This is a genomic window from Micromonospora sp. I033 (assembly GCF_053890995.1).
This window is the reverse complement of the sequence record NZ_JBSSLX010000188.1, coordinates 1-11,324: the sequence shown is the minus strand read 5'-3', so window position 1 is coordinate 11,324 and position 11,324 is coordinate 1. Positions and strand designations below refer to the sequence as shown.

Below are 11,324 nucleotides of genomic sequence, written 5' to 3'. Positions count from 1 at the left end.
TGCCCGCACCGCGGCGCTGCTCGCCCTCGTCCTGCTCGCCGCGCCCGCGTGCGCCGACGACCAGGGCGCCGCCGGCCCCGGCGGGTCCGTCAAGATCGGCCTGCTGGCGTCGCTCTCCGGCACGTACCAGGCGGTCGGCAAGGACATCCGCGACGGTTTCCAGCTCTACCTGTCCACCCACGACGGCAAGCTCGGCGGCCGGGAGGTGGAACTCGTGGTCGCCGACGAGGGCAACGGCGCGGCGACCGCGGTGCCCGCCGCCACGAAGCTGCTCAAGCAGGACCGGGTGGTCGCGCTGACCGGCGTCGTCGGCGGCGGCTCGGTGGCCGCGGTCTACCCGCTGCTCAACGAGACGAAGGTGCCGTTCGTCGGCTCCAACGGCCGGCCGGAGCTGAAGGACGTGTCCCGGGTCTGGCACACCTCCTACCTGTCCGACGAGCCGGGGGAGGCGATCGCCCAGCACGTGCGCGACGACGTCAAGGGCAGCGTCTACGCCATCGGCCCGGACTACCAGGGCGGCTGGGACGAGCTGCGCGGCTTCACCGAGGCCTTCGCGAAGGCCGGCGGCAAGCTGGCCAACCCGGACGGCAGGACCACCTTCACCCCGTTCCCGACGACCACCAACTTCACCCCGTACTTCGCGCGGATCAAGGCCTCCGGGGCGGACGCCGTCTACACGTTCTACGCCGGCAGTGCCGCCGTCGACTTCGTCAAGCAGTACGCCCAGTCGGAGGTGAAGGACCTGCCGCTCTACGCCGCCGGTTTCCTGACCGAGGGGGGCGTGCTCAACGCGCAGGGCGAGGCGGCCCGGGACATCTTCTCGGTGCTCAACTACTCGCCGGACCTCGACAACGCGGAGAACCGGGCCTTCGTGGCCGCCTGGAAGGCCGAGCACGACGGCTCCCCGACGACCTACGCCATGGCCTCCTACGACGCGGCGGCCGTGCTGGACCGGGCCATCGCGGCGGCCGGGGACGACCCGACCCCGGAGCGGGTCAACGCGGCCATCGGCCAGCTCGGCCAGATCGCCAGCCCGCGGGGCACCTGGCAGTTCTCGCCGACCACCCACGCGCCCGTGCAGAAGTGGTACCTGCGCCAGGTCCGCCAGGACGGCCGGGCGCTGTCCAACACCGTGGTGGGCGACCTCGCCACCGTCGGCGGGTGACCGTGGTGGCCGCCGGCATCCGGTTCGACCCGTACGTCGTCCCCGCCCTGGACGGGGTCGCCTACGGGCTGCTGGTCTTCGTCGCTGCCGCGGGGCTGGTGCTCTGCTTCGGCGTCGCCGGCATCCTCAACCTGGCGCACGGCACCCTCTACGCGATCGGCGGCTACACCGCGGCGGCGCTGCTGGACGGCGGCTGGCCGAGCCTGGCGCTGGCGCTGGCCGTCGGGGTGGTGGCCGCCACCGCGTCCGGCGCGCTGGTCGCCGGGCTGCTCACCCGGGTCGCCGCGCGCAACCACCTCACCCAGGCGCTGCTGACCTTCGGGGTGGCGCTGGCCGGCGGGAGCCTGCTGGTGGGCGCCTTCGGGCCGGACGACCCGCCGGTGCGCGTCCCCGCCGTGCTGGACGGGTCGGTGGCCGTCGCCGGTCACCGCTACGCGGCGTACCGGTTGGTGTTCATCGTCGTCGCCGCGCTGCTCGCCGTCCTCATCCACCTCGTGGTGCGGCGCACCCGGGCCGGGATGCTGGTCCGCGCGGCGGTCGACGACGCCGAGATGGTCGCCGTCCTCGGGGTGAGCCCGGTCCGGATCCGGGTCGGCGTGCTCGCGGCCGCCGGGGCGCTGGCCGGCGCCGCGGGCGTGCTCGGCGCGCCGATCATCGGTCCCGGGCCGGACACCGCCGACGCCGTGCTGCTGCTCTCCCTGGTGGTCGTCGTCCTCGGTGGCCTCGGCTCGATGACCGGCACCCTGCTCGCCGCGCTGGCCGTCGGTCAGATCCAGACCCTGGGCGTCGCGCTCGCCCCGTCGGCCGCACCGTTCCTGCTCTTCGCCGCCATGGCGGCGGTGCTCGCGGTCCGGGCCCGGGGCCTCGCCACGGCGCGGAGGACGACGTGAGGCGGCAGGCCGTCCGCGCGCTGCGCCGGAGTGTCGCCGCCGTGGTCGTGGCCGCCCTCGTGCTGGCGCCGTGGACGGTCGACGACTACACGGTCGCGCTGCTCGCCCGCACCCTGGCGCTCGGCCTGGTGGCGGTGAGCGTCGCCCTGCTCACCGGCGTCGCGGGCCTGCCCACCCTCGGCCAGACCGCCCCCTACGCGGCGGGCGCCTACGCCAGCGCGGTCGTCGGCAGCCGGCTCTCCGACGTCGGCCTGGTGCACCTGGGCGTCGCGGCGGCGGCCGGCGCGGCGCTGGCCGCGGTGACCGTCCCGCTGGTGGTCTCCGCGCGGGGAGTGGTGCTCCTCATGATCACCCTGGCGGTCGGCGAACTCGCGGTGACCGTCGTCGGGCGCTGGCGGTCGGTGACCGGCGGCACCGACGGGCTGGCCGGCGTCACCGCGTCCCGTCCACTGTGGGGGATGCCGGTGCTGGCCACCGACCAGGCCCGCTACCTGTACACCCTGGTGGTCGTCGCCGCCCTGGTCGGCGTGGTGCTGCTGGTCCTGCGCACCCGGGTCGGGCTGCTGCTGCGGGCCGGCCGGGACGACGAGGCACGGCTGCGGGCCAGCGGCCACCGGGTGCCGGTCCACGTGGCGGGCGTGCACGTCGCCGCCGGGGCGGTCGCGGGCGCCGCCGGCTCCCTGCTGGTGGTGGCCCAGCAGTTCGTCTCGCCGGCCGACTTCGGCTTCGACACCTCCGCCCTGCTGCTGCTCGGCGTGGTGATCGGCGGCACCGCCTCGGTGGGCGGCGCGCTGGTCGGCGCCGCGCTCGTGGTGGCCGCCCGGGACTGGCTCTTCGGCGTGCTCCCCGGGCAGGCGCCGCTGGTGCTCGGGCTGGCGTTCGTCGCCGCCGTCCACCTGCTCCCCGACGGCGTGCGCCGCCCGGCGGTACGCGGCCGGCTGCACCCGTCCGTTCCGGCCCGCCGTCCCGCCCCGGACCGCCCGACGACGACGGGAGCACGCGCATGACCCCGCTGCTGTCCGCCCACGGGATCACCGTCCGGTACGGGTCGCTGGCCGCGCTGGACGGCGCCGACCTGCGGATCGCGCCGGGCCAGCGGCACGCGCTGATCGGGCCGAACGGCGCCGGCAAGACGACCCTGCTGGACGTGCTGGGCGGGTCGACCCGGGCCGGCGGCGGTCGGGTGCTGCTGGCCGGCCGGGACGTCACCCGGCTGGGCCCGGCCGCTCGGTGTCGTCGGGGGATCGGGCGGATCCACCAGCGTCCCGCCGTCTGGTCGACGCTGACCGTGCGGGAGAACGTGCTGGTCGCCGCGCTGCCCCGGGCGGTCCGGCCGGGCCGGTGGCACCCGTCGGCGCGCCGACGGGCGGCCGGCCGCACGGCGGACGCGCTGCTGGCGCGGGTCGGCCTGGGCGAGATCGCCGCGATCCCGGCCGGACAGCTCGCGCATGGGCAGCGCCGGCAGGTGGAGATCGCCATGGGGCTGGCCGGCCGGCCCCGGCTGCTGCTGCTCGACGAGCCGGCCGCGGGGCTGTCCGCCGTCGAGGTCGGGTGGCTCGTGGAGTTCCTGCGGACGCTGCCCCGGGCGGTCGCGGTGCTGCTGGTCGAGCACCGGCTGGACCTGGTCTACGCGCTCTGCGACACGGTGACCGTGCTGCGCGACGGCCGGACGCTGGCCACCGGGACGCCGGCCCAGATCCGCGCCTCCGGCCCGGTCCGCGAGGCGTACGCCGAGGGGGTGGCCTGATGTTGCGGGTCGACCGGCTCCGCGCCGGCTACGCGGGCGGCACGGTGCTGCACGAGGTGAGTCTCGACGTGCGGACCGGCACCGTCCAGGCGGTGGTGGGGCGCAACGGCGCGGGCAAGAGCACGCTGGTGCACAGCATCGCCGGCCTGGTGCGGCCGTACTCCGGGCGGATCGAGATCGGCGGCGTGCAGGTCGCCGGCCGGCAGCCGCACCGGATCGCCCGGTCCGGCGTCGGCCTGGTCCCGCAGGGCCGGCGGGTCTTCTCCCGGTTGACCGTGGCCGAGCACCTGGTCCTGGCGGCCGCGCCGTGGCGGGCCGCCACGCCCGGCGGCGAGGGCTGGACGGTGGCCCGGATCCTGGAGCTGCTGCCCCGCCTGGGCTCGCGGCTGCGCCACCGCGGCGACCAGTTGTCCGGCGGCGAGCAGCAGATGCTGGCCATCGCGCGGGCCCTGCTCGGCCAGCCCCGGCTGCTGCTGCTCGACGAGCCGTGCGAGGGGCTCGCCCCCGACCTGGCGGCCCGGGTGCGGGAGCTGGTCGGCACGCTGGCCCGGACCGGGCTGACCGTGCTGCTCGTCGAACAGCAGCTCCGGCACGCCGTCGAGGTGGCGGACCGGATCGCGGTGCTGGAGTACGGCCGGGTGGTCTACGACCGGCCGGTGCACGAGGCCCGGGCCGACCCGGACGTCCTGGCGGCGATGCTCAGCGTCGCCGCGGTCCCGGAGCCGCCGGCTCCCCGACCGGTGCCCGGGCTCTGGCCCGACGCCGGGCACCTGACCCGACCCGCTGCGACAGGGATGAGGAACGATGCCGACCCACGAGCCTGACACCGACTACGCCTTCGACAACGGCTCCCCGGAGGCTGTGCCCCAGCTGCGGGCGCTGGAGTCCTTCCTGGACCCGATCACCGCGCGCCGGATCGCCCCGCCGGTGCTCGCCCCGGGCGGCCGGTGCTGGGAGGTCGGCGCCGGCGGCGGCTCGGTCGCCCGCAGCCTGGCCCGCGCGGTCGGCCCCGGCGGCCGGGTGCTGGCCACCGACCTCGACACCGCCCACCTCACCCCGACCGGCAACCTCGACGTACGCCGGCACGACGTGCGCACCGAGCCGCCGCCCGGCGACGCCTTCGACCTGATCCACGCGCGGCTGGTGCTGCTGCACCTGCCGGAGCGGCGGCGCGTGCTTGCCTCGCTGGCCGGCGCGCTGGCCCCGGGCGGGTGGCTGGTGGTCGAGGAGTTCGACTGCACCGCGCCGCTGCGGGTGCTGACCGCGCCGAGCGACGACGCGGCGAAGCTCTTCGCCCAGGTGACCGACGCGATGCTCGACATCCTGCAGCGCCACGGCGCGGATCTGGCCTGGGCGCAGGACGTGCACGGGGAACTGGCGGCGGCCGGGCTGGTCGAGGTGGACACGGTCACCCACTCGCAGAGCTGGCCCGGAGGCACCCTCGGCGCGTCGCTGTACGGGACGAACTCCCGGCAGCTGGAGCCGGAGCTGCTCGACGCGGGGTTGTCGCCGGGTCAGCTGGAGGCGTTCCGCAAGCTCCTGCGGGATCCGGGGTTCGCCGTGATGTCGTACCAGTTCGTGTCGACCCGGGGCCGGCGGCCGGCGGCGCGGTGAGGGCCGGCCCCGCCTCACCGCCCGAGGAACTCCTCGATCACCGTCGCCAACCGCACCGGCGTCTCGTACATGGCGTAGTGGCCGGCGTTGGCGAGGACCTCGAGCCGGGCGTTGGGGTAGTGGCGCAGCCAGGTCTCGCGCATCGCGTCGGCGCCCAGCGCGGGGTCGTGCTCGCCGACCACGGCGAGCGCCGGCACGGGGTTGCCCTTCACCTCGTCGGTGAAGTCGGTCCGCGCCCACGCCGTGAGGTACGCGCCGAACGCCTCCGGGGTGGAGTGGGTCAGGGAGAACCGGACCAGCTCGTCCAGCCAGCGGCCGGACAGCCGGTTGCCGGTGGTGAGGTCGATGATCGCGCGCCGGTTGGCCGGGTTGGCGGCGGCGCCGTCGAACAGCGTCCAGCTTTGCAGGTCGAACGGCACCCCGCCGGCCGGGACCGGGCTGATGCCGACGAGGCGGGCCACCCGGCCGGGGGCGTCGGCGAGGACCCGCTGGGCGGCGCTGCCACCCATGGAGTGCCCGACCACCGAGAAGGTGTCCCAGCCGAGGGAGTCGACCAGGTCCAGGGCGTCCCGGGAGATCTCGGCGAGGGTGTGCTCGCCGGCGACGCCGGTGCGCGCGCCGTAGCCCCGGTAGTCGAGGAACGCCCAGGTGAACCGCTCGACGTCGATCAGCTCCGGCAGCCAGCCCCAGCCCTGCGCCGACCCGAACCAGCCGTGCAGGGCCAGCACCCGGTGCGGCCCGTGACCGACGGTGTGGTGGCTGATCGTCATGTCGGAGTCCCCTTCCGCCGGTGCGATGTGGCGACAGTGAACGGCCTGCCGGCCGTGCGAGGGAACACCGGCGTCGGATAGGCGACGCACGCTGGCGCCCGAGGTGACCGCCCGCCCCCGGGTCGGGGGTGGACGGTCACCTCGGGCGGTCCGCGCGGAGAGGGAGATCAGACCAGGCCGCCCATGGCCGGGTCGCTGATGCTGGGCCTGCCGTTCTCCACGTGACCGGCGTACCGGGCCGCGAAGGCGGCGTCGGCGGAGAGCGCGACGGTCAGGTCGTACCAGCCGTGCGTCCGCGACAGCGGCCAGGACGGCGACGTCGTCTCGCCCGGCTTCAACGACAGCCGGGTCCGCCGTGCCGAGTAGCGGTCGGCGACGGTCACCTCGACCCGCTTCGCGCCCCGGTTCACCAGGGTCAGGTCGACCTCGTGGCCGCGCTCGTCGTACCGCGCCCGGACGTCGACACCGGCGCCCGCGCCGCCGGTGAAGCGGCGGAAGAAGCCGTTGGGGCCGTGCACCTGGAGGTCGTAACCGGCGGTGGCGTCCCAGGCGTCGCTCACCTGCCGGCCCGGCTCCACCGTGTAGGTGCGGGGCGGCTGGGCCGGGTCGGCCGAGCGGACTCCGAAGACGCCGGTGGCGCCACCGGAGTTGCGGAAGTCGAGGTGGAACGAGGTGCCGGCGGCCCGCCCGTCCACGTGCAGGGTGTACGGGATGGCCCGGGCGGGCCGTACCCCGCGCTCCTGGCCGGGCAGGCGCGGGTCGGCCGGCGGCACCGGCACCTCGTCGGGCTGGCGGGTGAGGTCGACCGGCTTGAGGTCGGCGGTGTCCGGCAGCGTCACCCGCGGCGAGGCGTTCGGGGTCCGGAAGTCGAACGCGCTGGTCAGGTCGCCGACCACGGCGCGGCGCCACGGCGTGATGTTGGACTCGACCAGGTCCGCGTTGCCCTTGGCGAACCGGGCCTCCAGGAAGCGGATCAGCGACGTGTGGTCGAACACCTGCGAGTTGACCCAGCCGCCCCGGGTCCACGGCGAGACGACGATCATCGGCACCCGGATGCCGAGGCCGTACGGGCCGGCGGCGCGCCGGCCGTCGCCGGGGAAGATCTCGTTGGTCGTCGGCACGGTGGACAGGCCCTCGGCGCGGCTCTGCGGCGGCGTCGGCGGCACCACGTGGTCGAAGAAGCCGCCCTCCTCGTCGTAGGTGATGAACAGGGCCATCCTGCTCCAGACCTCGGGGTGGCCGGCCAGGATGTCGACGACCTGGGACATGTACCAGGCGCCGTAGTCGGGACCCCAGTTCGGGTGCTCGCTGTAGGCCTCCGGCGCGACGATCCAGGACACCTGCGGCAGCGTCCCGTTCGCCACGTCCCGCCGGAAGTCGGCGAGCAGCGCCTCGGGGGAGCGGTCCTGCGTCAGGATCTCGGTGCCGGTCTTCGCCCGGTCCGCCAGCGGGGTGCCGGGCCGGGCGTTCTGGTACTGGTGGAAGTAGAGCAGCGAGTTGTCCCCGTAGTTGCCGATGAACGGGTCCCCGGTCCAGCCCCAGTAGCCCTCGGCGGTCAGCCCCAGGCCGACGTCCTGGTAGACCTTCCAGGAGACGCCGGCGCGCTCCAGCCGCTCCGGGTACGTCGACCAGTCGTAGCCCGCCTCGGCGTTGTCGATGACGGGACCACCGGCCCTGCCGTCGTTGCCGACCCAGCCGGTCCACATGTGGTAGCGGTTGGGGTCGGTCGAGGCCAGCACCGAGCAGTGGTAGTTGTCGCAGACGGTGAAGGCGTCCGCGAGGGCGAAGTGGTACGGCAGATCGCCGCGCGTGTGGTGGGTCATGGTGACCACGCCCTTGTTGGGCACCCACCGGTCGTACCGGCCGCCGTTCCAGGCGCCGTGGGTGTCGGCCCAGCCGTGCGGCGGGTCCGGCAGGAAGGTCTGCCCGAGGTCGGGCACCTCGGGCCGGAAGGGCAGCAGGTCCGCGGAGCCGTTCGGCTGGTGCCAGACGCTGCGGCCGGAGGGCAGCGGCACCGGGTGCGGGTCCGCGAAGCCTCGGACGCCGCGCATCGTGCCGAAGAAGTGGTCGAAGGACCGGTTCTCCTGCATGAGGAAGATGACGTGCTCGACGTCCTCGATCGAGCTGGTCCGGTTGTTCGCCGGGATGGCGAGGGCCTTGCTGAAGTCCACCGGCAGGGCGGCCGCCGCCACCGGAGCGCTCATCATCTTCAGGAATTTCCGACGGTCGACACTTGCCATGAGAGTGCACCACCTGACTGACGCCGAATGATTGGCGGGTGCACGCTATGGGCGCCAGGTGGACCTGGCATGTCCGGAACGCGAGCGTTGCGCCAACGCCGGTCGAGCCGTCGCCCCTCGCCGGCGCGGTGGTGCGGGCCGGCGTCCGTCGGTCGCGGTCGTGGACCGTAGGATCCACGCACCCTGGCGAGCCCTCGCCTCCGCCCCTCCGGAGCCCGCATGTCCGAGCCGCTGGACGCCACCACCCCCGACGTACCCGGGGCCGGCCGGCCCCGGCGGCGCTGGCTGCTGCCGGCGGCCGGGCTCGCCGCAGCCCTGGCGGGGGCGTTCACCGTGGTCGTGGTGACCGGTCCCGATCCGGAGCGGCCGGTGGCCCGGGCCGTCGCCGCGCCGACCGCCTCGCCGTCGCCGACCGCCGCCACCCCGAGCGCCGCTCCGGTCCCGGCGGGCCCGCCGACTCCCACGGCCACGCCCACCCGCGCGTCGACCCCGACGCGGCGGCCGGCGCCGGCCCGGTCGACCGCCGGCGCGGCCCCGCGACCCCGCGCGACGACCGGCAGCCCCCGGGTGAGCTGCACCCCGGCCGGCGTGGTGGACGTGGTGCAGGTCTTCACCGACGGCGAGGTCAAGGTCGCGGCCCGGACCGACGGGGAGTGGACCGACCAGCTGTGCCCGGGCGAGCGCATCCGGGTCTTCTGGGCCACCTACCGCCGCACGGCGGACGGCGGCGCGACGCGGTACGGGTCCCAGGTGCGCTACCTCGACCGGTCGTCGCCGACCTGGACGATGCGCCTGGCCCTCCCCGGCACCTGCGGGCCCTGGTACGTGGCGTCGGGCGCCTGGACCATCCCGCAGACCCTGAAGCCGGGCGTGGTGCCGTTCGGTCGCGGCAAGCTGAACTGGGACGACGGCGAGAACTGCTGACCGGTCCGACGGGACGGGGGCCTCAGCCGCGCGTCACCGCAGCGGGCCGTCCCCCGGGCCGTTCGGGTCGTCGACCAGGTGCATGGCGGCCTCCTCGGCGCTGGCCGCGCCCCCGTCGATGCCGGCGTCCCAGGCGACCGCGTCCGCCTGCTCGTCCTCGCCGAGGCCCTCGTCGTCGGCGACCAGGCGTCCCGTCCGCGCCTCCCGCTCGTAGCCCCGGCGGGTCAGCTCGTCCTCGTCGTCGGTCACCTCGGCGTACGGGTCGATGTCCGGTTCCTCCTGGGCGAGCAGCTGGGCGAGGGACTCGCCGGCCCGCTCCTCGGCGGGCGTGGTGCCGAACCGGTTCGCCCCCGCCCAGTGGTCGGCGGCCACGATGCCGGTGTCGAGGGGATCCCCGGTCCGGTCGTCGAGGGTGTCCGAGGCGTCCAGGACGCCGTCGTCCTCGGCCACGTTCCACTCGTCCGCGAAATCGGTACGCTCCGTCTGGCTCATGGCGATCCCTCCCTGGTCGACGCCCGGCACTGCCGCCCCAGCCTAGAACCGCCGCCCGACCGGCGACGAGCACGGGGGGTGGTCAGAGCTTCCGCCCCCGGCCGTCGCGGGCGACGATCCCGTCCAGCGGCGTCCCGGGAGCGAGCACCGCCGGGTCGAACCAGAAGATCACCAGTCGGGCGTCCTCGCTCCACCGGGCCAGCCGGGCCTCGACCTGCCGGCCGTCGACGGTGCCGACGATCCGCGCGGCCGGCCCGACGAAGTATCCGAACGTGGGCACCGGGGCGTCGGTGGGCACCCGTCCGTGCTGGTCGTAGCCGATCTGGTGGAACCCCGGCCGGCGGTCGCTGCCGGCCACGTCGTTGACCAGGAAGTCGGAGGTCAGTTCGCCGGCGGGGGAGCGCCGGCCGGCGACCAGGCCGATCGTCACCCCGGGCAGGTCGGGCACGTCGACGGGGACGACGTAGAACACCCGCTCGTCGGCGCCGTACCGGATGCCGCTGGCCACCACCGTGCCGACCGGGCGGGGCCGGGGTTCCGACGGGCCGGGGTCGGCGGTCGCCGCCGGGGTGACGGCGGGCACGGTGACCACCGCCGCCGGGGGTTCCGGCAGGCGGGTCCGCGCCACCCTCCCGCCGACGCCGAGGAACACCGCGGCCACCGCCACCGCCGCCGCGCCGGTCCCGGCGACCCGCCGGCGGCGACGCACCCGCCGGCCCTCCCGCATGATCCCGGTCAGGTCGAGTCCGGGACGGTCGGCCCGCTCGGTCGCCCGCATGGCCCGGCGCAGCTCGTCCACCTCGTTCATCGGCGCGTCCCCTCCGGCTCCGGCGCGGCGAGTCCCGCGGTGCGCAGCTTCTCCAGGGCGCGGGAACCGGTGCTCTTGATCGTCCCCACCGAGACGTCGAGTTCACGGGCCACCTGTGCCTCCGGAAGGTCGAAGTAGTAGCGCAGGACGACGACGGCCCGCTCGCGCGCGGTCAGGGTGCGCAGGATGCCGAGCAGCCACCGCCGGGTCGCCACCTCGTCCGCCACGTCGCCGCGACGCTGCTCCGGGAGGTCCTCGGTCGGGTACTCCCGGATCGGCCGCCGCCAGGTGTCGACGAGGTGGTTCACCAGCACCGACCGGGCGTAGCCGTACGGGTCGCCACCGCGGATCCGGGACCACGACGCGTAGGTGCGGACCAGCGCCGTCTGGGCCGCGTCCTCGGCCTGGTGATGGTTCCCCGTCATCAGGTAGGCGGCGTGCACCAGCCGCGCGGACGCCGCCGTGGCGAACTCGACGAACTCCGCGTCACCCCGGGCCATGCCCGACCTCTCCCCATCCCACCTGGGACAGGACGGGTGAGGCGGGCGAAAGGTTGAGTCCCCGCCGGACCAACTTTGTCATCGGCTCACCCGTCCTCCTCGCTGCGCACCACCCGGAGGACGAGGGGAGACGGACATGACGACGACCGTGGGCCGGGCTCGCGGTGGCGGGAC

Annotated in this window: 12 protein-coding genes; 7 read left to right on the top strand and 5 right to left on the bottom strand. The window is 75.4% G+C overall.

Annotated elements, in window-relative coordinates; genetic code table 11:
- Window positions 1-16 precede the first annotated feature (16 nt).
- The 6 genes from ACW0Q9_RS24375 to ACW0Q9_RS24350 are packed head-to-tail and all read left to right on the top strand — an operon-like array spanning window position 17 to window position 5,416.
- Window positions 17-1,165 carry an ABC transporter substrate-binding protein gene (locus ACW0Q9_RS24375; RefSeq protein ID WP_456185067.1) on the top strand — a complete coding sequence of 383 codons (1,149 nt, stop codon included), beginning with the start codon at window positions 17-19 and terminating at the stop codon, window positions 1,163-1,165.
- Window positions 1,162-2,055: a branched-chain amino acid ABC transporter permease gene (locus ACW0Q9_RS24370; protein WP_456185065.1), complete on the top strand. Its 894-nt coding sequence runs from the start codon at window positions 1,162-1,164 to the stop codon at window positions 2,053-2,055. The genes ACW0Q9_RS24375 and ACW0Q9_RS24370 overlap by 4 nt, the downstream gene beginning before the upstream one ends.
- Complete coding sequence (locus ACW0Q9_RS24365) at window positions 2,052-3,062, top strand: branched-chain amino acid ABC transporter permease (protein ID WP_456185063.1); 1,011 nt, start codon at window positions 2,052-2,054, stop codon at window positions 3,060-3,062. The genes ACW0Q9_RS24370 and ACW0Q9_RS24365 overlap by 4 nt, the downstream gene beginning before the upstream one ends.
- Window positions 3,059-3,802: an ABC transporter ATP-binding protein gene (locus tag ACW0Q9_RS24360; protein ID WP_456185061.1), complete on the top strand. Its 744-nt coding sequence runs from the start codon at window positions 3,059-3,061 to the stop codon at window positions 3,800-3,802. Before ACW0Q9_RS24365 ends, ACW0Q9_RS24360 begins: the two co-directional genes overlap by 4 nt.
- Window positions 3,802-4,626, top strand: a complete 825-nt coding sequence (locus ACW0Q9_RS24355; protein ID WP_456185059.1) for an ABC transporter ATP-binding protein — start codon at window positions 3,802-3,804, stop codon at window positions 4,624-4,626. Before ACW0Q9_RS24360 ends, ACW0Q9_RS24355 begins: the two co-directional genes overlap by 1 nt.
- Window positions 4,607-5,416 carry a class I SAM-dependent methyltransferase gene (locus ACW0Q9_RS24350; RefSeq protein ID WP_456185057.1) on the top strand — a complete coding sequence of 270 codons (810 nt, stop codon included), beginning with the start codon at window positions 4,607-4,609 and terminating at the stop codon, window positions 5,414-5,416. The genes ACW0Q9_RS24355 and ACW0Q9_RS24350 overlap by 20 nt, the downstream gene beginning before the upstream one ends.
- 14 nt (window positions 5,417-5,430) lie before the next feature.
- Here ACW0Q9_RS24350 and ACW0Q9_RS24345 read toward each other — a convergent pair whose 3' ends face one another.
- Window positions 5,431-6,186: an alpha/beta fold hydrolase gene (locus ACW0Q9_RS24345; protein WP_456185055.1), complete on the bottom strand. Its 756-nt coding sequence runs from the start codon at window positions 6,184-6,186 to the stop codon at window positions 5,431-5,433.
- Window positions 6,187-6,353: 167 nt separating this feature from the next.
- Window positions 6,354-8,426, bottom strand: coding sequence for a phosphocholine-specific phospholipase C (locus tag ACW0Q9_RS24340; RefSeq protein ID WP_456185053.1), 2,073 nt, complete (start codon window positions 8,424-8,426; stop codon window positions 6,354-6,356).
- A gap of 219 nt (window positions 8,427-8,645) precedes the next feature.
- Between ACW0Q9_RS24340 and ACW0Q9_RS24335 the strand changes: the two genes are divergently transcribed.
- Window positions 8,646-9,350: a hypothetical protein gene (locus ACW0Q9_RS24335; RefSeq protein ID WP_456185051.1), complete on the top strand. Its 705-nt coding sequence runs from the start codon at window positions 8,646-8,648 to the stop codon at window positions 9,348-9,350.
- Window positions 9,351-9,383: 33 nt separating this feature from the next.
- Here ACW0Q9_RS24335 and ACW0Q9_RS24330 read toward each other — a convergent pair whose 3' ends face one another.
- From ACW0Q9_RS24330 to ACW0Q9_RS24320, 3 genes are all read right to left on the bottom strand, one after another.
- A complete protein-coding gene (locus tag ACW0Q9_RS24330; RefSeq protein WP_456185049.1) occupies window positions 9,384-9,842 on the bottom strand; it encodes a DUF5709 domain-containing protein in 459 nt (152 codons plus the stop codon).
- An 82-nt stretch (window positions 9,843-9,924) separates the two neighbouring features.
- Window positions 9,925-10,650, bottom strand: coding sequence for a hypothetical protein (locus tag ACW0Q9_RS24325; RefSeq protein WP_456185047.1), 726 nt, complete (start codon window positions 10,648-10,650; stop codon window positions 9,925-9,927).
- Window positions 10,647-11,150: a SigE family RNA polymerase sigma factor gene (locus ACW0Q9_RS24320; protein ID WP_456185045.1), complete on the bottom strand. Its 504-nt coding sequence runs from the start codon at window positions 11,148-11,150 to the stop codon at window positions 10,647-10,649. Before ACW0Q9_RS24320 ends, ACW0Q9_RS24325 begins: the two co-directional genes overlap by 4 nt.
- Window positions 11,151-11,324: the final 174 nt, after the last annotated feature.